Source organism: Acinetobacter sp. ESBL14 (assembly GCF_036668815.1).
Taxonomy (GTDB): Bacteria; Pseudomonadota; Gammaproteobacteria; order Pseudomonadales; family Moraxellaceae; genus Acinetobacter; species Acinetobacter gyllenbergii.
On sequence record NZ_JAZEVS010000002.1, the window covers coordinates 484510 to 504374 of the forward strand.

Here is a 19865-nt window from a genome sequence, read left to right on the forward strand (position 1 = left end):
AGTGTCTATGACTCCTAGTTCTTCAGGTCATGTCAACATGATGAAAGGCCAACCGTTTCATGTGAAATACCGTGAAATTATTCGTCGATTAATGTTCTTGATTGGCGCGTTATTGGTCTTTCGACTAGGAGCGCATATTCCGTTGCCGGGGATTGATAACGTAGCGCTAGCACAGTTTTTTAAAGCTAATGAAGGTACCTTCTTAGGTTTATTTAACATGTTCTCTGGTGGTGCGTTAGAACGCATGTCGATTCTAGCGTTAGGGATTATGCCGTACATTTCTGCATCGATTATCGTGCAGTTAATGTCGACCGTCGTTCCTTCGCTAGAAGCTTTGAAAAAAGAAGGCGAGCAAGGCAAACGTAAGATCAATCAATATACGCGTTACGGCACCTTATTTCTTGCACTCGTGCAAGGCGTAGGGATGTGTGCTGGCTTGATCAGTCAAGGTATTACCTTAACTTCAGGCTTGGCATTCTACGTTCCAGCAGTAACTTCGTTAGTTGCAGGAACAATGTTCTTGATGTGGTTGGGCGAGCAAATTACCGAACGTGGTGTTGGTAATGGTATCTCGATGATCATTTTCGCAGGGATCGTGGCAGGTTTGCCAAATCTTGTGATTCAGTCGTTTACGTCTGTACAGAATGGTCAGGGTAGTTTAATTGGTTTAGCTGTATTCGGTTTACTCTCATTAGCCGTTTTAGCTGCGATCGTGTTTATTGAAAAAGCACAACGTCGTATTCCAGTGAACTACGCACAAAAACAGCAAGGTCGTCGTGTATTTACTGCACAGCAAACACATTTGCCGTTAAAAATTAACATGGCAGGTGTTATTCCAGCGATTTTTGCAAGCTCATTGTTATTATTTCCAGCGAGCTTGGGACAATGGTTAGGAAGTGCTGATCCAAATGCAGGGATTGTGAAGCGCAGCCTACAAGATCTGGCATTGGTGTTATCGCCTGGACAGCCGTTGTATCTAATGCTCTTTGGCGCGTTAATTATCTTCTTCTGTTATTTCTATACGGCGCTTGTATTTAGCCCGAAAGAAGTCTCAGAGAATTTAAAACGTAGCGGGGCATATGTACCTGGTATCCGTCCAGGTGAGCAAACGGCTCGTTATTTAGATCACATCCTTAACCGTTTGACCTTCATCGGTGCAATCTACATTACCGTGGTATGTTTAATGCCTATGGTGCTACAAAGTTCGTTTGGTATTCCATTCCATTTGGGTGGAACATCTTTACTGATTGTAGTGGTAGTAGTAATGGACTTTATGGCGCAACTCCAAGCGCACCTTACTTCGCATCAATATGATAATCAAACGTTAATGAGAAAAACGACTGCTCATCCTAAGGGATAAGCGCACTTAGAAGGTTTCATCATGAAAGTACAAGCTTCTGTAAAGAAAATTTGTGGTAGCTGTAAAGTTATCCGTCGTAATGGGGTTATTCGCGTAATTTGTAGCGCAGAACCTCGTCATAAGCAGCGTCAAGGTTAATTTAATTAAGACCTGTTGATTTCAGTAGGCTAATTAGGTTATTATCCGCCCCTCAAGATTTTTGTGGGGCGGTTGATTATCTTGACTGCCTTTTTGGAGAAAATTGAATGGCTCGTATTGCCGGTGTAAACATTCCGGATAACAAGCATGCTGTTATCTCTCTCACGTATATTTTTGGTGTAGGTCGCCACACTGCTAAGAACATCTTGGCTGCTGTAGGTATCACTGAAACTACTAAAATCCGTGAATTAGATGATGCTCAGCTTGATGCGATTCGTGCAGAAGTTGCTAAGGTTCCGACCGAAGGTGATTTACGTCGCGAAATTTCCATGAACATTAAACGTTTAATGGATTTAGGCTGCTACCGCGGTCTTCGTCATCGTCGCAGCTTGCCTGTTCGCGGACAACGCACCAAAACTAACGCACGTACCCGTAAAGGTCCGCGCAAACCGATTAAGAAATAAGATTTCTGGAAGCTAAAAGATGGCTAAAGATACTCGCGCACGCAAGAAGGTCACTCGTACCGTCTCTGAAGGTGTCGCACACATTCACGCTTCTTTTAATAACACCATTGTTACGATTACCGATCGTCAAGGTAATGCATTGGCTTGGGCTACCTCAGGTGGACAAGGCTTCCGTGGATCACGTAAATCAACACCGTTTGCTGCTCAGGTAGCTGCTGAAGTTGCTGGTAAAGCTGCTTTAGATTACGGTTTGAAAAACTTGGACGTCCTTGTAAAAGGTCCTGGTCCTGGTCGTGAATCTGCGGTTCGTGCATTAGGTGCAGTGGGTTATAAAATTAACAGCATTACCGATGTGACTCCAATTCCGCACAACGGTTGCCGTCCACCTAAAAAACGTCGCGTGTAAGGAGAAACATTCATGGCTCGTTATATTGGTCCAAAATGCAAACTCTCTCGCCGCGAAGGGACAGACCTGCAATTAAAATCTGGCGTTAAACCGTTTGACGTTAAGACTAAAAAACATGCTAAAGCTCCTGGCCAACATGGCGGAGCTCGTGGTAGCAAACAATCAGAGTACTCACTACAATTACGTGAAAAACAAAAAGTACGTCGTATGTACGGTGTGTTAGAGCGTCAATTTAGTAACTACTACAAAGAAGCTGCTCGTGTGAAAGGCGCAACAGGTGAAAACTTGTTGAAATTGCTTGAAAGCCGTCTTGATAACGTTGTTTATCGCATGGGTTTTGGTTCTACACGTGCAGAAGCTCGTCAGTTAGTATCTCACCGTAGCATCACTTTGAACGGTCGTCGTGTTAACATTGCATCTATCCAAGTTAAAGCTGGTGATGTAATTGCAGTACACGAAGGCGCTAAACAACAATTACGTATTAAAAACGCAATTGAATTAGCTGCTCAACGTGGTATCCCTGCTTGGATGGAAATTGACCATTCTAAGTTAGAAGGTACGTTTAAAGCTGCGCCAGATCGTTCTGATTTACCTGCTGAAATCAACGAAAGCTTGATTGTAGAATTGTATTCTAAATAATCCTTGAGGTAGCAATAAATGACGCGTACTGCAAACGAGTTTCTAACTCCGCAAGCGATCAAGGTCGAAGCGGTGAGCGGGACCTCGGCAAAAGTGATTCTGGAACCTTTAGAGCGTGGCTTTGGTCATACTCTAGGTAATGCTTTACGTCGCATTCTATTGTCTTCTTTACCTGGCGCTGCTGTGGTTGAAGTAGAAATAGAAGGTGTCGAGCACGAGTACAGTACTTTAGAAGGCTTGCAGCAGGACATCGTCGAGCTCTTGCTGAACCTAAAAGGATTGTCTATTAAGCTGTTCGATCAAAATGAAGCATATTTGACATTAGAGAAACAAGGGGCGGGTGACGTAACTGCAGCTGACCTTCGTTTACCTCATAATGTTGAAGTGGTTAACCCTGATCATTTAATCGGTACTTTGAGTTCTACAGGTTCATTGAAAATGCGCCTGAAAGTTGCTCAAGGTCGTGGTTATGAAACATCTGACTCACGTTTCCCTGAAGGTGAAACACGTCCAGTAGGTCGTTTACAGTTAGATGCTTCTTATAGCCCAATCAAGCGTGTTTCATACACAGTAGAAAATGCTCGTGTTGAACAACGTACCGATCTTGATAAGTTAGTGATCGATCTTGAGACTAACGGAACTGTTGATCCAGAAGAAGCAATCCGCAAAGCGGCAACAATCTTGCAACAACAAATTGCAATTTTTGTTGATCTTCAGAAAGATCAAACTCCAGTTGCTCAAGAACCTCGCGAAGAAGTTGACCCGATCTTGCTTCGTCCAGTAGATGATCTCGAGCTTACTGTTCGTTCTGCTAACTGTTTGAAGGCAGAAAATATTTACTACATTGGTGATCTTGTTCAACGTACTGAAGTTGAGTTGTTAAAAACTCCTAACTTAGGTAAAAAATCGTTAACAGAGATCAAAGATGTTTTGGCATCGAAAGGTTTACAACTCGGCATGCGTTTAGAGAACTGGCCACCAGCTAGTCTCCGTATGGATGACCGTTTTGCCTATCGTAGCCGTTAATTAAGTAGGACTATCACCATGCGTCATCGTAATAGTGGTGTGAAATTAGGCCGTACAAGCAGCCATCGTAAGGCGTTGTTCCAAAATTTAACAAATGCTTTAGTAGAGCACGAGTTAATTAAAACAACTTTACCTAAAGCGAAAGAACTTCGCCGCGTTGCTGAGCCTTTAATCACTTTAGCTAAAAACGATACAGTAGCAAACCGTCGTTTAGCGTTTGCTCGTACTCGTTCTGCAGCAACTGTTGGTAAATTATTTACCGTTCTTGGCCCTCGTTACAAAGAACGTAACGGCGGTTATCTTCGTGTTCTTAAAGCGGGCTTCCGTGCAGGTGATGCTGCACCGATGGCTTACGTTGAACTCGTTGACCGTGAAGTAAAATAATACTTCTACGTGTAGAACAGTCAGTTGTTCCAAAAAAGACCGGTGTAATAACCGGTCTTTTTTATTGTCTGGTTTAATCAGCATTTGAAATAGAAGACTTTTAAAGCATGATTCGCTGATCAATTGTCGTTTGTGGATCAGGCTAATGTGCTAAATTAAGCCGTGTTACTATAAAAAATTAAAATAGACCAATATGTTTGATGTTGAGATTAAAATTCTAAGTGTCAATGAGCTGAATGATTTTAGAGTAATCAGACTTTCAGCATTAGCAAAAGCCCCAGCAATGTTTGGTTCTTCTTATGCTGTAGAAGTGCTAAAACCACTGACGTTTTTTGAAAGCTGCCTATCAAATTCAACCATCTTTGGTGTTTATCACAACAATAGCATTATCGGTTTAGCGACTTTGACACGAGAGATTGGAGTAAAGCTTTGTCATAAAGCTCATTTATCCAGTGTATTTATTGAACCTGAATTTCAAAGGCAAGGGATAGCAAGTAAATTGCTGGATGCGGTCATTGAATATAGCAAAGACTATGTCGAACAAATTTTACTCGTTGTTGCTGATGATAATCAGCCAGCTATTGATTTCTACCAAAAACGAGGTTTTCAAACTTATGGGGTAGAGTCAAAAGCATTAAAAAATAACACAGAATATACGGATGAGCTGTTAATGAAGCTTTTCTTGCCCTAGCATTTATTTGCAGCTGACCAGTTGTTGGATCTATTCTTTCAAATTGCTAACTTGTCCATCGCGACAAATTTCGCCCTTTCATTCATCTCTTTGTTTAAAGAGATCTGATCAAAAAACTCAGGATTTTTTACCCATCAATTTCTTTAAAATGTCCCGAAGTGATATGAAAAAACCGATGAATGACCAAACTTGACATTGCGTATTGTCAAATTTGTGCTTTAATAAAGTCATGGTTTATACAGGGTATAAAAAAAATGGAAAAGCAAGTTGATGTATTAATTATTGGTGCAGGTATCTCTGGGATTGGGTTAGCTGTGCATCTCTCTAAGAACTGTCCGCAACGTAAATTCGAAATCTTAGAACGTCGTGATAGCTTTGGTGGGACTTGGGATTTATTCCGTTACCCTGGTATTCGTTCTGATTCAGATATGTCAACTTTTGGTTTTAATTTTAAACCATGGGCAAAAGACAAAGTATTGGCGAGTGGTGCTGAGATCAAGGGCTATTTAAGTGATGTGATCAGCGAAAATCAGTTAAAAGATAAAATTCATTTTGGTCATCGTGTCCTTTCTGCAAACTACGATTCTGCAAAGAAAAAATGGGCTGTTGAAATTGAAGACAGTAACAAGAAGAAGCAAACTTGGTCAGCAAACTTTGTGATGGGTTGTACGGGTTACTATAACTATGACCAAGGTTATGCACCGAAATTTCCAAAGCAAGAAGACTTTAAAGGTCAATTGATCCATCCACAACATTGGCCTGAGAATTTAGATTACACAGGCAAGAAAGTGGTGATTATTGGTAGTGGTGCAACTGCAATTACCCTCGTACCTTCTATGGTGAAAGGTGGAGCAGGACATGTCACCATGTTACAGCGTTCACCTTCGTATATTGCGACAATTCCTTCAATTGACTTTATTTATGAAAAAACCCGTAAATTTATGTCTGAAGAAACGGCCTATAAATTTACCCGCGCACGTAATATTGGTATGCAACGTGGTATCTATGCATTGGCACAGAAATATCCGAAAACAGTGCGTCGCTTATTGTTGAAAGGTATTGAGTTGCAGTTGAAAGGTAAAGTGGATATGAAACACTTTACGCCAAGCTATAATCCTTGGGATCAACGTTTATGTGTGGTGCCAGATGGTGATTTATTCAAGGCATTACGTGAAGGCCATGCCAATGTAGAAACAGATCAAATTGAAAAGTTCACTGCCAATGGTATTCAGCTGAAATCAGGAAAACACCTTGAAGCAGATATCGTGATTTCAGCGACAGGCTTGGAAATTCAAATCTTGGGTGGGGTGAAAGGCACGATCGATGGTAAGCCAATGGATACTTCTCAGCATATGCTCTATCAAGGGGTGATGGTCAGTGATGTACCGAATATGGCGATGATCATTGGCTATATCAACGCGTCTTGGACCTTAAAGGTTGATATTGCAGCGGATTATATCTGTCGTTTACTCAATCACATGGACAAAAATGGCTATGATGAAGTGATTGCACATGCCGATCCAGCATTGCGTGAACACGATACCATTATGGGTAAAATGTCTTCAGGTTATATCGCACGTGCAGCGAATGTGATGCCGAAGCAAGGTAAAAAAGCACCGTGGAAAATTACCAATAACTATCTTGCTGACCGTAAGGAATTGAAAGATGCATCATTCAGTGATGAGGTTTTACAATTCCATAAACGTGGTGAACAAGCAGATCGTAAGCCAAAATTAGTATCGTAATGATCTACTAAAATGATGAAAACCCTATGTTGATACATAGGGTTTTTTTATTGGTGCTGGGTTTTAATCTGATCAATATCGCGTATATTGGGCAGATTATAAAACGTAGATTAAGGATGATCCGGTGAAACAAATATTCATCTTAGGAACCTTGTTGCTCAGTACATTAGCATGTGCCGATGAGCTAAAACAAAAACAAATCATTGCACAAAAGCTGGTGTCAGTTGATGGTACTGAACAAGGTTTGCAAAACACAGATAAGATGATTTTAGAACAAATGCGTATGCGTTTGCCCAAAGATCTGCCTGAAAGCTTTTATACCGATTTAAGCAAGAATTTGAATAGTGAACAGCGTAAGCAATTTATTGTGCAACGTTATGCTGAGAGCTTTAGTGAAAAAGAATTACAAGCGGCATTGAATTTCTATCAATCTGCTGAAGGTCAGGCGTGGGCAAAGAAAGCCAGTGATGTCGGCAGCGAAGTCGCACATTTCACCACCCAAAATGCCCGTACAGCGTTGAATACCACCATGCAGCAACATCTTGATCATCCAACGGTGAAACAACTGATGGCAAGAATGAATCCACAGCCTGTTCCTGCGGTTGAAAAAAAAGAGTAGAAATAAAAAAATCGTGCATTTAGCACGATCTTTTTTTTTATGGTTGGAGAGATTAGAGCGTACGTGAAATCAGTTCTTTCATGATTTCATTGGTACCCGCATAGATACGATTGGCACGGTTGTCGATATAGGCACGGGCAATTGGATATTCCAGCATATAACCATAGCCACCATGCAATTGTAGGCAATCATCAACCACTTTTGAGAACATATCTGAGATCTTGTATTTCGCAGCAGCTGCGGCATCCACGCCTAAGCTTTCATCGAGTTGGAGTTCCATACAACGATCCAGATAGGTGCGACAAAAATCAATTTCAGTACGCAATTCCGCCAGTTTAAAGCGAGTATTTTGGAAAGTACTAATGGCTTTGCCGAATGCTTTACGGTCTTTGGTGTATTGCACGGTATGGGCAAAGGCTGCTTCAGCACCTGCTTGACAGATAATCGCGACCAGCATACGTTCCCAAGCGAGCTCTTTCATCAACATGATAAAGCCCATGCCTTCCATACCTAATAGGTTTTCTTTGGGTACACGCACATTGTCAAAGAACAATTCGCAGGTATCTTGGCCTTTCATCCCGATTTTATTCAAAGGTTTACCTTTGCTAAAACCAGCACGATCCGCTTCAACAATCAATAAGGATAAATTGGCTGAACCTTTTTCATTGTTGCCTGTCTTGCAGACCACAATCGCCATATCGCAGAGATAACCATTGGTAATAAAGATTTTTGAACCATTGATGACATATTCATCGCCATCTAGTACCGCAGTCGTCCGAACAGCTTGTAAGTCTGAGCCTGTGCCAGGTTCAGTCATGGCAATGGCCGTAACCGCTTCGCCTGTGGCCATTTTTGGTAGCCAATGTTGTTTCTGTACTTCATTACCAAAGTTATTGATGTAATTGGCAACGATGTCTGAATGCAGTGAGAAACCCGTACTGGAGTCCATGGCATAAGCTTGTTCTTCAATCAGGATCATACTATAAAGACGATCCACCCCTGATCCTCCATATTGCTCTGGCATGGTGGTACAAAGCAAGCCAAGTGCACCTGCTTTATTCCATAAATCACGATCAACATGCTGTTGTTTCTCATATTTTTCAATATTGGGAACCACTTCCTTTTCATAGAATTTGCGCACAGTTTCGCGGAAGGCTTCATGATCTGAAGTAAATAGCTTGCGTGGGAGCATGTTTGGAACTGGACGAATAGCACCTGATTGCATTTGTTATTTTTCCCTAGTGTGTTGGATTTAAATCATCTTGATCACCATACAAGAAATCGAAAATAGTGAACAATGTGATCAATGCTCAATTTGATTGATGTATTTGGTCACTTGAGAAAAATCTCTAAGAACTTCATTGGGGAGATCAGGTACACTATGGAAAAATTGTTGCATTGCGGAGCCCATAATGTCTGATGAAATGACACTGGAAGAGCGTAAGGTCGTGTATCGTGCACGCCGTGGTTTAAAAGAAATTGATGTGTATTTTGACCCGTACGTTAAAAACTACTATTTGACTGCCGATGCTGCGGAAAAAGCTTTATTTGCTGAGCTCGTTGATCAAGAAGACCCAGATTTATTGGATTGGTTTATGGAAGTAGGTGAACCACCGCGTATTGAGTTAAAAGACTTTATTCTCAAACTCAAACATTATGTCCATGGCTAATCTTGTTTTTGAGTTGCAATACAGTCGTTTTGCGTTTGTACTGCAACTCTTGTTATTTCTCTTTATTGTTGGCTTAGTTTATCCTTTACTCACATTTTGGTGGTGGTTACTGAGTGTCGTGATGATGAGCATCGCGTGGTTATTATTTTTGCAGCAACCCCAAATTAGACGTTTTCAATACTTAGATCATCAAGACTGTTCATTCGAATTTTCAGATCCGACATTGAAAATTCAGCGTAGGCAGATTGTCAAAATATTGGATCACCAGCTTTATATCGCGCTGTATTTTTCTCATAAAAAGCATAAACCCTGTATTATCTGGTGGGATCAATTGTCACATTCACAATGGAAAAAGCTAAAAGTTCAGGCAAAACTAGGCTGATTGTTTGACAATTCTACAACTGTATAAAATTAATAAAAATATAAATTTCAATAGCTTGTTGTTTTTTTGTTGTCATTTTTTTTAAATTGTTAGATTAAATACTCTAAAAAATCGTGAAAATTATGATTGTCAGACAATCTGGCGATCAAGTCAGATTTATTTTCGTTAAAGTACAAACACCAACGTAAAGGGTGGTGGAGGTCCTAAATGGAAATTCCAACATGGTCGTTTCTGGTGATCGCAATCATTTTTGCGATTGTAGTAGGAAGAGCAGGAACTTTACTCAGGGAATTTCTTGAATCACGTCAATCACAAGTTGCAGTGATCAAGAGAAAGAGATTGAAAGTGTCATCAATATATCACTCTCCCGTGAATATCGATGATGAACGCCAATCTAGTATCTATCAAAAGTAGATACACAAGTGTAGGAGGTCTCTATGGAGATTTCAATGTGGATGTTTCTAGTAATTGCAATCGTTATGGCGATCGTAGTAGGAAGAGCTGGAACATTACTCAAGGATTATTTTCAACAAAACTAAAATATAAAGAGTTTCACGATTTTACCAGTTAATAAGTAGCATGTGCTGAACCGTCGCAATGCTACTTTTTTTTGCCTGAAATTTCTGTTACCCCGCCCAAGTGTCAATTCATTCCTGTGTGATTTGTGTCAAAATGTCCAGGTTAAAATTAGAGCAATTACTCTTTAATTCAGGTTTTGCATCTGATAATGTACAGCTAAAAGGAAAAAACAAATTATTAGAGGGACAGGAAGTATGTCTAAACTCCAGAAAATTGGACAAGGTGTGGCGGTTGCCGTATTGACGACATCAATGCTATCAGGATGTTCATATGTGATTAAAACAGGTGCCAATGTGGCACTTGGTTTTGGTGAAAAGCATATTGTTCCACCGATTTTGTCGATGGATGATGCTGAAATGGTGTGTAACTCAGGAAATGCCTTAACCCCTGCAGTGATGTCCACCAAAGATATGGGTGCTGATCCGACTCGTATGGCGGTCTTACTTTATACCGCAGCAGGTGTATGTGCCGAGAACCAAGCCTTGGAAGCTGAATTACGTTATTTACGTGCCTCTAAAGCCGGTCAAGTTTCAGAAGCACAAGATGCGCGTATTGAACAAAAGCGTTGGGCGGGGATTGCGGCTGAGCGTCAATATGCAGGCTATCAACTTTTTGCCAATCGTTGGGAAACTAAATACAAATATAAGTTAGGCGACTCATGCCCAACCATGCGGAATGATCTAGACCAAACTGTTTATCTACTCGGCATGGTCAGTGGTTTGCAAGCCATGACCAACGATATTAATTCAGGTGGTGCGATCAATGTGCCGAAGGATATCGCAGGTATCGTTGAGCGTGGTATGGCGTGTTTGGATAATGAAAAATTCTGGGGTGCGCCAATGGCGACCCGCGCTGTGATCTGGACCTTATTACCAGGCGCAGGTGACGGTAAACCTGAACCCTATGCCACCATGAAGCAGTCTATGGCCATTGGTGAGAAGAAAGGTGTTCGTTTAGCACATGCACTCTATGCGGTTGCTGCGCAAGCCAGTGGTGATGATGCCAAACTACGTGACGCGTTCCGTTCATATGCTGCAGCAACAGGTGAAGATAAACCTGCAAATCCACAGTTCAGATTGATTGATAAAATGGCCGGCTTAATGGTTCGTGGTATCGCAGACCGTTATTGGACTGAGAACACGGGTGTCAGAGCTAGCGATGAAGGCTTAACCACATTCTGGGATGACAAACAAGAAAGCTCGGCAGAGTTAGACTCATTGTTTGATGGTGGTGGTGACGCTCCAGCGCAGGATCAAGCTGCCCCAGCACAAGACCAAGCTACGCCAGCACAAGAAACACCTGCTGAGTAACCTGAATTAAACGACCTTTTACCTGTGAAACAACTAAACTTGTAAAAGGTTCGTTTTTTAAAGAGGTAAGCGCTAGATGAAAGATCAAATATGGATAAGGAAAATCATTTTGATCGCGATATGTATTTCCATATCGGCTTGTCTACAGGTATTTGCGGATCATTTTATTTATTGGCGACCAACGTTATTCACAGAGTTTTGGCGTATCTGGACTGCACATTGGGTGCATGTGGGATGGATTCATTTTTTACTGAATATGATGGCCTTTGCCTGTTTACCTTTTATTTTTCCGCATGTACGTAACTGGCATTTAGGTGCATTACTATTAATTCTGCCACCATTCATTAGTTTAACTTTTTATTTTTATTTACCTTATATTGATGCCTATGCAGGTCTGTCTGGCGTTTTGCACGGCCTTTATACTGCGGTTGGTGTGGTGTATTTGCAATATAAAAACGAGCGAAAATTTGCAATCTTGGTGTTGGCATTAATTGCTGGAAAATTGATTTGGGAAAATACCTTTGGGCAAACGGGAACAGCCCAGTTAATTGGAAGTCCAGTATTGACCGAGGCGCATTTGATTGGCGCTATTGGTGGTCTACTCTGTGGTTTGAGTTATTTATTGATAAAAAACATAAAAATTAGAACGTCATGATCATTGGATAAACCAGCTTAATAATAATATTTCAGTGGGTACAACGAGGGATTGGTTATAGTGAGAATAAATGTATTCTCTATCAACCATGTACATTGAAAATTCAGCATCTTCGGAGGGATGTTGATCACAATAAACTGGAATAGATATGCAACATGATCAACAGAAAAAATCTGGATTAGGTCTACTGAGTTATATTTGGACCGAGTGGATATCAACCTTTGTTATCCTTTTCTTATTACTCATGACATTGATTATTGGCACTGGAGAAATGATCCATGGTCAATTATTACGTATGGGGGAGCGCCTATACGGTGATCCTGCAATTGGAATGCAGTACTCTTTCCTGCGTGCTGAACCAGAAAAACCCACCTGTGACCGGAACCCAAATATTGATGCGCAAGTTCAGGAACAGATGCGGATTAATGCTGCTGATGAATTTGCCAGTATGTTTGGCGTAGCTTCAGAATCGGATGTACGCGCTTCCTTGATGGCAGCACAGCAACAATGTGAAGAAAAATACCAATTTTATGATAAGGCCATGACGCATATCGAGGCTCATCCGAGTGTGCGGACCTATCGTCAGATAGAAACCAGTTTCTTTGGTATCTTTAAATTTGGTACAGAGAACCGTGCTTTATTCTTGGTGATTATGGTGGTGTTTGCGGCAATCAGTGCCACCTTAAAGACCCATCATATTGGTTTACGCAGTCCAGCAACAAAAATTGATTTCCGTATCTATAGTATTGCGATGTTGATCGGGAATGGTTTATTGACCTCATCGGTAATGAGTCAATATCGATCTGTCATGAATTCTGGCGTCCCGATTAATCCAGAAATGACAATTATTTATTGGTTGTGGATGATTTTATTTGCGGTACTGACCTTGATCAGTCTGTATCAGTTGATCAAGTCTCCAACACCGACACGAGAGGGCGGTAGCGTCGGTTTAGCCTTCCTCAGTGTGCCACTCTATGCCTATATGGCGATTATTACTGGAGTTGCCTTTACCTTCTTTATGGCCTATCCAATGGGACAAGGGATTTATTTAGGTCAGTTGGTCGAGTTTTCGAGTATTTTCTTAAATCTGGCCCTGTTTATTTGGGCGGGGATGCTATTAAAACAGACGCGTATTGTCGATTTATTCCTGAATATCTTACGTCCGTGGAATTTAGCGCCTGAAACATTAACTTGGTTGATCTTAATTGCTGCCGCTTTACCGACAGCCTACACTGGCGCTTCAGGTATTTTCGTTATTGCAGCGGGTGCAATTATTTATAAAGAGGTTTGGAATGCAGGGGGGCGCCGTCAATTTGCTTTGGCTGCAACGGCGCTTTCGGGTTCGCTTGGGGTGGTACTGCGTCCATGTCTATTGATTGTGGTTGTGGCATCCTTAAATAAAGAAGTGACCACTGACCTGCTGTATAAATATGGCATGTACACCTTCTTGTTAACTTCAACTTTATTCTTGGTGATTGCGCTGTTTTTTGCTGAACAGAAATTTAGAATTGCACCGTTCAAAATTGCGTTGCCAAAGTCGTTACGTGCATTTGTACCTGTATCGCCTTATATCGTGATCTTTATTCTGATCTGGTTGTTCTATAAGCATGCTTTGGCCACAGATCTCAATGAATTTACCGCACCTGTAATGATGCCAGTGATTTTATTACTGATGGTGTTGTTTGATAAATTACGTAAAGAACCTGCACCTTTAGCACCTGTTGGACATTGGGATAGTACCTTGAATAATTACACTATTCCGGCAGATGGTTCCCAATCCGCTGCGCCAATCAACCCCGCAGATGATCCACGTAATCCTGTGCGCCGTGTTTCTTTTGGTAAAGCATTACATGCATCGACCAGTGAAACGGTGGGGCATATTGGGGCTTTGGTGATCCTCATGGCACTTTCAGTGAGTGTCGGTGGTTTCCTTGAACAGATCCATATCATGGAAACGTTCCCGCAAGATATTAACAGCACCTATATGGTGATTACGCTGATCGTGCTGTTGATGATTTTTGTGGGGATGATTATGGACCCATTTGGGGCGGTGATTCTCATTACTGCAACCGTTGCACCTGTAGCGTATCAATATGGCATTGATCCAGTACATTTCTGGATGATTGCATTAATTGGCTTTGAGCTGGGTTATGTCACACCACCAGTTGCACTGAACCATTTATTGGCTCGACAGTCGATTGGTGATGCTGAAGTGGCTGAAGCGGATGCCGAAGTGCGTCATCTGTCTTTCTTCTATCGCTATGAGCGCTGGATTTTACCATTACTGGTGATGGTGCCTGCAATTTTGATCATTGCCTATGTTCCTTATACCTTTAAATTGTTTGGCTGGTATAGCTAGCCACGCACTTTAAAGATCAAGATAAGCACCTTTGGGTGCTTATTTTTTGTAGTTGGAGTTATGCAGATAAATTTAGGGTGAAAGAACAACGAGAGATGAATTTAGGCCAGATAAGGCTATTATGTGATTAAAATAACATTTTGAGATCGAAATAGTTATGCTATAAATAGACGGAAAAGATGGAGTAGCCTGCTTTAGCGCTAATTTATCTTATGATCGAAGGAGCGGTAAAAAAGACAATTTAGTGCGCTAAATTGTTCATTAAAATAAGGATGAAAATAGAGGGCAGTCGAGAGTACATACAAATTGATAAAAACAACCAACAAAAAAGTGATTGCAGTCATTCTTTTTTCTAAAAGTTTGCTGCAAATTTAAGCGGTTTAAAAAGGGATTGGTGATTCAAAGGGTAAATTCATTTATCTATCAACCATGGACATCGCATGATTCAACATCTTTGGATGGATGTTGATAACAATAAATTGGAATAGACATGCAAAATGATCAAGAGAATAAGACTGGATTAGCCCGGTTAGGCTATATCTGGAATGACTGGATATCAACCTTCATTATTCTTGCTTTGTTGCTAATGACTTTGCTTATTGGTACAGGCGAAATGATTCACGGTCAGATGCTTCGTATGGGGGAGCGTTTATACGGTGATCAAACAACAGGGATGCAATACTCGTTTTTACGTGCTGAACCTGAAAAACCATCTTGTGATCGACATCCAAACATTGATGCACAAGTTCAAGAGCAGATGAAAGCCAATGCTGCCGATGAATTTGCAAGCATGTTTGGTGCAGCTTCTGAAGCTGATGTACGTGCGTCTTTATTGGCAGCACAACAACAGTGTGAAGAAAAATACCAATTCTACGATAAAGCAATGAAGCATTTGGAAGCGCATCCAAGTATTCGTACCTATCGTAAAGTTGAAACCACCTTCTTTGGTATCTTTAAACTCGGTTCTGAAAACCAAACTGTTATTTTGTTGGTGATGGTACTGTTCGCTTCAATTACAGCGTCTTTACGTTACCACCACATTGGTTTGCGTGCACCAAAAACCAAAATCGACTTCCGTGTTTATTCGGCGTTAATGGTTGCGGGTAATGCTTTACTCAGCTACTCCGTCATCAGTCAGTATCATTCAGTCTTGAATTCTGGGGTTGAGGTTGCAGGTAAAACAGCAGTCTTATATTGGCTGTGGATTACACTGTTTGTGTCTCTGACCATTATCAGTATTTTCCAGTTCATCTTTATTCCAAAAACAGCACAGCCGAAAGGTAACTTTGGTTTAGCCTTGCTCAGTGTGCCGTTGTATGCCTTCATGTCTTTGGTGACAGGGATTGTATTTACCTTCTTCATGGATTATCCAATGGGGCAAGGGATCTATTTAGGAATCTTGGTTGAGTTCTCAGGTATTTTCTTAAATCTGGCATTGTTCATTTGGGCGGGTATGTTGCTGACCCAAACACGTGTGATGGATTTATTCTTAAATATCTTACGTCCGTGGAACTTAGCGCCAGAAACTTTAACTTGGTTAATCTTGATTGCGGCGGCGATTCCAACAGCATATACCGGTGCTTCGGGGATTTTCGTTATTGCAGCGGGTGCGATCATCTATAAAGAAGTCTGGAACTCGGGTGCACGTCGTCAATACGCCTTAGCTGTATCGGCAATGTCAGGTTCTTTAGGTGTGGTGATTCGTCCATGTTTACTCGTCATCCTGATCTCGATGCTGGACAGCCGTCATGTGACATCGACAGAATTATTTGATCACGGTATCTATGTCTTCTGGTTAACAGCGTTCATCTTCTTGGGTGTTTCTCTGATTCTTGCTGAAGAAAAATTCCGTGTGAACTCACCTAAAATCGCTGTACCGGGTATGTTACGTGCCTGCGTACCTGTGATTCCTTATGTGATCATTGGTTTTGCTGTGGTGATGTTCTATAAGCTTGCTTTAGATACGTCAATCAACGAATTTACGGCGCCAATGATTTTACCGTTGGTGTTGATTGCAATGATCTTGTTCGACAAGTTATTTGCATCAAAACTTGCACCTGCGCCAGTAGTGGATGCGAAGCATGAAGCTTTGGTTCGTGAACATGAGAAAAAATCTGAGTTCTTGAAGAGCCATGATCCTCATGGTAGCAAGAGTTTTGGATTTGGTGGAGCACTTCGTTTTGCAACCTCAGAAACAGTGGGGCACATCGGTGCATTAATCCTGTTGATGGCCTTGTCTGCAAGCGTGGGTGGTTTAATCGAACGTGCTGAAGTGGTTGAGTTATTACCGACACACTTGGGCAATATCTATATTTCACTTGCCTTCATTGCGTTGTTACTTGCGATTATTGGGATGACAACCGATCCATTTGGAGCGGTGATTCTGGTTGCTGCAACGGTTGCGCCTGTCGCCTACGAGAATGGTATCCATCCGATCCACTTCTGGATGATCGTATTGGTGGCATTCGAGTTCGGTTATGTCACACCGCCGGTTGCCTTGAACCACTTGCTGACGCGACTCTCCGTCGGGGATGAGGAGGTTTCGGCCGCCGATAAGGAGGCGAAAGAGAAATACACCAGTTTCTACTTCCGTTATGAACGTTGGATTTTACCGATTATTGTATTGTTCTCATCGTTGGTGTTGGTGACGTATGCACCATATATCTTCCAGATGTTTGGTTGGTATAAGCACTAATAGTTGAAACTAAAAAAGCACCTTCGGGTGCTTTTTTAGTTTCTGTATATAGAACAGGAACTGTTATAAGGAGATGAAAACTACTTTAATACATGTGCAATATTTTCCCACCCCATTTTATGCGCTAGGTCTAAGGCAGTCATAGATTGATTATTTTGGGTGGATTGATCTAGCTTGAGTTCGAGTAATGCTTGAATGAATAAGCAATTACCTGCAATCGCTTCACGGTGGAATAGCTGATTACCACTTTCATCTTTTTCATGAAGCATGGTTGGGTTGCTTTGAATAAAGTTTAAAAAACTCTCCAACATTTTTCCGCACATGGGATGCTCAATTAAGTTCTCTGGGTGAGCCTCTTGATCATAGACATATAAGATTTTATTGGGATCACCAAAATTTATTCCCCAAGCATCATCATATTCTTTTCGCTCAGCGTCATTTAATTGCTTACGATATTCTTGAATCGTAAAGCCGCCATAGACTTGATCTTGAGTTAGAAACATCCAATCCACGATAGCTTCAAAGGGGCATTCTACATTTTCACCTGCCTGCACATTGTTGATATGGTTTGGTTGATTCATCAACTGACCCGAAATAGTCGTTCCATCAAAATCAATTTGGTCGATCCACATATACTCAACTAGAGCTGAGTCGGGCGCATCAATCTGTTCTTGTGTAAAGGCACATTTAACATAAGCAAGATCAAAAGCAGGGACGATTCTGCGATATTCCCAATATAACTCCCGCCAAAAGTATTTAAAGGTCTCTTGGGCTTTTTCGAAGGCTAAGATCATTTCAGGGGATTCATTTGCAAAAATAGTATTTGTTATCTTCATCAATTTGAATTTTCTGCATTGTGATTGTTGTGAGTTTATCAAAAAGAATGACATATTCTTAACCTTTGAAATGCCATTTCTTATCTTTTTGTGTCAGAGGGCTACATAACAAAATCGCTGAGAGAATAATGCCAAAACCAATCACGCTATATAAATCAGGCACTTCATTCCACAGTAAAAAGCCCCAAAGGCCTGCGAAGATAATCGCAATATAATTGACGGGTGCAATCTGTCCAGCAGGGGCAAGACGGTAGGCATGCGACATAAAAATTTGGCTGACATTAGCCAGTACGCCCGCACCAATCAAAAACAGTAATTCCTGTAAATGATAAGGTCGCCATACCCAAAACATCGGAATCACTGACAACAAAGAGCCAATCAAGCAGAAATAAAACACGATCCGTTCAGGCGGTTCAGTTTGGGTGAGGGCACGCACGGTGACAAAGGCCATCGAGGCCAACAGGCTAGAACTGATCCCGACAATAGAAATCCAGTTTAACAAGCCTTGATCAGGCTTGGCGACACAGAACACCCCAATAAAACCCAAGCCCGCAGCACAGAGCATTGCCGTGGTGATTTTTTCTTTGAGAAATAGCCAAGCAATCAATGGAATAAAAATCGGGGAAGAATAGGTAAAGACCATCGCATTGGAGAGTTTTAAATGTGCAATCGCGTAGAAAAAGCCATACATGGCCGCCAATCCAACAATACTGCGCCACGTATGCATCCACAGTTTTTCTGTTTTTACAAAACGGGTTCCTTGCTTGAAGATAAAAGGCAAAAACAGGATCAACCCAACTACATTGCGGAAAAATACAATGGTGTAGTTATCAACTGTATGTGAAGCATAACGAATACAAATGCCCATCACGGAGAAAAGCAGCGCAGAAAGGGTAAGGCAACCAATCGCCAGCATCAGGTTGCGATTGGTGGGTTGAGCATCCATAGCGATTCGGGTATTGGAAGATTACGCTTATTTTATGCTGCTGTAAGGATGAAAGGAATGAGATTCTTCACTCAATCTATGCTTAGGACGCTCAACTCAATGCGTCAGAGAATTGTTTAAGATAATCACTTGGGGTCATGCTGGTTTCACGCTTAAACATGGCACTAAAGGCACTTGGACTGTCATAGCCCAAGTCTAAGGCCACATTTAAAACGGGTTTGTTCAGGGATAAATCAATCATGGCTTGCATCAGTTTGGCTTGACGAACCCAGTGCGAGAAATGCAGTCCAGTTTCTTTTTGAAAATGTCGTGCCAGTGTTTTACTGCTGATATGCAGTTGCTGCGCCGTATCTTCGAGTCCCCAGTCCAAGGCCAAGTTGTCTTTAATCCTTTGGCACAGTTGCAAAAGCTTGGGGCTTTGAGGGTCGGGTAAATTAAAAGCCAAAGCAGGTAATAAGCGCACTTCATCCAGAATGAGTTGCAGCAGTCTTTCATCACGACTTTCAGACTGGATGGCTGTTTTGATCTGCATTGCACTACTCATCAGCTCTCGTAGCAAAGCAGGAATGGCAACAACACGGCATTCTGAATTGAGATAGGTGTGTGCTGAGGTTTCTATAAAAATTCCTCGGGCTTTGACATCTCCACTGCTGAGTAAGGCATGCGGTTTATGCGCAGGAATCCATACGCCACGTCCAGGTGGGGTAATCCAGATCCCTTCATGGGTTTGTACTCGAATCACGCCTGATAGGGTATGAATCAACTGGATTCGATCGTGGCTATGCCAATCTTCAATATGTCCATGCGGATAGTTTTCTGAAAAAGCATAGACTGGATAATCTAAGAATCCATGTTCAAAGTTTTTTCCCATCTTGAAACATATCCTGTATAGATTGTCTTTTTTTCGATAGTAATCGTCTTATTGTCGAGAAACAACGAATTGATTATTTTTTAGCATGAT

General features: G+C 41.5%; 21 protein-coding genes. 17 read left to right on the forward strand and 4 right to left on the reverse strand.

All coding sequences use genetic code 11. The features are described 5' to 3' along the window. Positions 1-40: 40 nt before the first annotated feature. From secY to V6E90_RS10540, 10 genes are all read left to right on the forward strand, one after another. Complete coding sequence (secY, locus tag V6E90_RS10495) at positions 41-1360, forward strand: preprotein translocase subunit SecY (RefSeq protein ID WP_171061115.1); 1320 nt, start codon at positions 41-43, stop codon at positions 1358-1360. Between the two features lie 21 nt (positions 1361-1381). Then, positions 1382-1498 carry a 50S ribosomal protein L36 gene (gene rpmJ, locus V6E90_RS10500; protein ID WP_000867907.1) on the forward strand — a complete coding sequence of 39 codons (117 nt, stop codon included), beginning with the start codon at positions 1382-1384 and terminating at the stop codon, positions 1496-1498. Between the two features lie 107 nt (positions 1499-1605). Beyond that, positions 1606-1962 (forward strand): 30S ribosomal protein S13, encoded by a 357-nt coding sequence (gene rpsM, locus V6E90_RS10505; RefSeq protein WP_004657696.1) that lies wholly within the window; start codon positions 1606-1608, stop codon positions 1960-1962. A gap of 19 nt (positions 1963-1981) precedes the next feature. Beyond that, the gene (rpsK, locus tag V6E90_RS10510) at positions 1982-2368 is read left to right on the forward strand and encodes a 30S ribosomal protein S11 (protein WP_004281491.1); all 387 of its coding nucleotides are present in this window, start codon (positions 1982-1984) and stop codon (positions 2366-2368) included. A gap of 12 nt (positions 2369-2380) precedes the next feature. Then, a complete protein-coding gene (gene rpsD / locus V6E90_RS10515) occupies positions 2381-3007 on the forward strand; it encodes a 30S ribosomal protein S4 (RefSeq protein WP_004657698.1) in 627 nt (208 codons plus the stop codon). 18 nt (positions 3008-3025) lie between these two features. Further along, positions 3026-4033, forward strand: a complete 1008-nt coding sequence (locus V6E90_RS10520) for a DNA-directed RNA polymerase subunit alpha (protein WP_004657700.1) — start codon at positions 3026-3028, stop codon at positions 4031-4033. Between the two features lie 18 nt (positions 4034-4051). After that, complete coding sequence (rplQ, locus tag V6E90_RS10525; protein WP_004641032.1) at positions 4052-4417, forward strand: 50S ribosomal protein L17; 366 nt, start codon at positions 4052-4054, stop codon at positions 4415-4417. Positions 4418-4610: 193 nt separating this feature from the next. After that, a complete protein-coding gene (locus V6E90_RS10530; RefSeq protein WP_016542840.1) occupies positions 4611-5108 on the forward strand; it encodes a GNAT family N-acetyltransferase in 498 nt (165 codons plus the stop codon). 254 nt (positions 5109-5362) lie between these two features. Further along, on the forward strand, positions 5363-6853 hold the full coding sequence (locus V6E90_RS10535) for a flavin-containing monooxygenase (RefSeq protein WP_016542841.1): 1491 nt from the start codon (positions 5363-5365) through the stop codon (positions 6851-6853). 124 nt (positions 6854-6977) lie between these two features. Continuing rightward, complete coding sequence (locus V6E90_RS10540) at positions 6978-7472, forward strand: DUF2059 domain-containing protein (protein WP_332605280.1); 495 nt, start codon at positions 6978-6980, stop codon at positions 7470-7472. Between the two features lie 52 nt (positions 7473-7524). On the opposite strand, the gene V6E90_RS10545 is transcribed toward V6E90_RS10540, so the two are convergent. Continuing rightward, positions 7525-8697, reverse strand: coding sequence for an acyl-CoA dehydrogenase family protein (locus tag V6E90_RS10545; protein WP_332605281.1), 1173 nt, complete (start codon positions 8695-8697; stop codon positions 7525-7527). A 187-nt stretch (positions 8698-8884) separates the two neighbouring features. On the opposite strand from V6E90_RS10545, the gene V6E90_RS10550 reads away from it, so the two are divergent. The 7 genes from V6E90_RS10550 (at position 8885) to V6E90_RS10580 (ending at position 17122) form a co-directional block, all read left to right on the forward strand. After that, positions 8885-9142, forward strand: coding sequence for an FAD assembly factor SdhE (locus V6E90_RS10550; protein ID WP_278494143.1), 258 nt, complete (start codon positions 8885-8887; stop codon positions 9140-9142). After that, positions 9135-9524 (forward strand): hypothetical protein, encoded by a 390-nt coding sequence (locus V6E90_RS10555; protein ID WP_332605282.1) that lies wholly within the window; start codon positions 9135-9137, stop codon positions 9522-9524. Before V6E90_RS10550 ends, V6E90_RS10555 begins: the two co-directional genes overlap by 8 nt. Positions 9525-9731: 207 nt before the next feature. Then, complete coding sequence (locus V6E90_RS10560) at positions 9732-9938, forward strand: hypothetical protein (RefSeq protein ID WP_016660141.1); 207 nt, start codon at positions 9732-9734, stop codon at positions 9936-9938. Between the two features lie 359 nt (positions 9939-10297). After that, the gene (locus tag V6E90_RS10565) at positions 10298-11413 is read left to right on the forward strand and encodes a hypothetical protein (RefSeq protein WP_332605283.1); all 1116 of its coding nucleotides are present in this window, start codon (positions 10298-10300) and stop codon (positions 11411-11413) included. A gap of 76 nt (positions 11414-11489) precedes the next feature. Then, positions 11490-12068, forward strand: coding sequence for a rhombosortase (gene rrtA, locus V6E90_RS10570; protein ID WP_016542846.1), 579 nt, complete (start codon positions 11490-11492; stop codon positions 12066-12068). Between the two features lie 148 nt (positions 12069-12216). After that, positions 12217-14427, forward strand: coding sequence for a TRAP transporter large permease subunit (locus V6E90_RS10575; RefSeq protein ID WP_332605284.1), 2211 nt, complete (start codon positions 12217-12219; stop codon positions 14425-14427). A 490-nt stretch (positions 14428-14917) separates the two neighbouring features. Further along, a complete protein-coding gene (locus V6E90_RS10580; protein ID WP_016542848.1) occupies positions 14918-17122 on the forward strand; it encodes a TRAP transporter large permease subunit in 2205 nt (734 codons plus the stop codon). A gap of 80 nt (positions 17123-17202) precedes the next feature. Here V6E90_RS10580 and V6E90_RS10585 read toward each other — a convergent pair whose 3' ends face one another. From V6E90_RS10585 to V6E90_RS10595, 3 genes are all read right to left on the reverse strand, one after another. Then, on the reverse strand, positions 17203-17958 hold the full coding sequence (locus tag V6E90_RS10585) for a YegJ family protein (RefSeq protein ID WP_016660142.1): 756 nt from the start codon (positions 17956-17958) through the stop codon (positions 17203-17205). Between the two features lie 58 nt (positions 17959-18016). Continuing rightward, complete coding sequence (locus V6E90_RS10590) at positions 18017-18904, reverse strand: DMT family transporter (RefSeq protein WP_332605285.1); 888 nt, start codon at positions 18902-18904, stop codon at positions 18017-18019. A gap of 91 nt (positions 18905-18995) precedes the next feature. Continuing rightward, positions 18996-19775, reverse strand: a complete 780-nt coding sequence (locus tag V6E90_RS10595; protein WP_016542851.1) for an AraC family transcriptional regulator — start codon at positions 19773-19775, stop codon at positions 18996-18998. Between the last annotated feature and the right edge of the window lie 90 nt (positions 19776-19865).

Coding starts and splice junctions, on each gene's coding strand:
- secY (WP_171061115.1), top strand. CDS start 41: ATGAAAGGCCAACCGTTTCATGTGAAATACCGTGAAATTATTCGTCGA.
- rpmJ (WP_000867907.1), top strand. CDS start 1,382: ATGAAAGTACAAGCTTCTGTAAAGAAAATTTGTGGTAGCTGTAAAGTT.
- rpsM (WP_004657696.1), top strand. CDS start 1,606: ATGGCTCGTATTGCCGGTGTAAACATTCCGGATAACAAGCATGCTGTT.
- rpsK (WP_004281491.1), top strand. CDS start 1,982: ATGGCTAAAGATACTCGCGCACGCAAGAAGGTCACTCGTACCGTCTCT.
- rpsD (WP_004657698.1), top strand. CDS start 2,381: ATGGCTCGTTATATTGGTCCAAAATGCAAACTCTCTCGCCGCGAAGGG.
- V6E90_RS10520 (WP_004657700.1), top strand. CDS start 3,026: ATGACGCGTACTGCAAACGAGTTTCTAACTCCGCAAGCGATCAAGGTC.
- rplQ (WP_004641032.1), top strand. CDS start 4,052: ATGCGTCATCGTAATAGTGGTGTGAAATTAGGCCGTACAAGCAGCCAT.
- V6E90_RS10530 (WP_016542840.1), top strand. CDS start 4,611: ATGTTTGATGTTGAGATTAAAATTCTAAGTGTCAATGAGCTGAATGAT.
- V6E90_RS10535 (WP_016542841.1), top strand. CDS start 5,363: ATGGAAAAGCAAGTTGATGTATTAATTATTGGTGCAGGTATCTCTGGG.
- V6E90_RS10545 (WP_332605281.1), bottom strand. CDS start 8,697: ATGCAATCAGGTGCTATTCGTCCAGTTCCAAACATGCTCCCACGCAAG.
- V6E90_RS10550 (WP_278494143.1), top strand. CDS start 8,885: ATGTCTGATGAAATGACACTGGAAGAGCGTAAGGTCGTGTATCGTGCA.
- V6E90_RS10555 (WP_332605282.1), top strand. CDS start 9,135: ATGGCTAATCTTGTTTTTGAGTTGCAATACAGTCGTTTTGCGTTTGTA.
- V6E90_RS10560 (WP_016660141.1), top strand. CDS start 9,732: ATGGAAATTCCAACATGGTCGTTTCTGGTGATCGCAATCATTTTTGCG.
- V6E90_RS10565 (WP_332605283.1), top strand. CDS start 10,298: ATGTCTAAACTCCAGAAAATTGGACAAGGTGTGGCGGTTGCCGTATTG.
- rrtA (WP_016542846.1), top strand. CDS start 11,490: ATGAAAGATCAAATATGGATAAGGAAAATCATTTTGATCGCGATATGT.
- V6E90_RS10575 (WP_332605284.1), top strand. CDS start 12,217: ATGCAACATGATCAACAGAAAAAATCTGGATTAGGTCTACTGAGTTAT.
- V6E90_RS10580 (WP_016542848.1), top strand. CDS start 14,918: ATGCAAAATGATCAAGAGAATAAGACTGGATTAGCCCGGTTAGGCTAT.
- V6E90_RS10585 (WP_016660142.1), bottom strand. CDS start 17,958: ATGAAGATAACAAATACTATTTTTGCAAATGAATCCCCTGAAATGATC.
- V6E90_RS10590 (WP_332605285.1), bottom strand. CDS start 18,904: ATGGATGCTCAACCCACCAATCGCAACCTGATGCTGGCGATTGGTTGC.
- V6E90_RS10595 (WP_016542851.1), bottom strand. CDS start 19,775: ATGGGAAAAAACTTTGAACATGGATTCTTAGATTATCCAGTCTATGCT.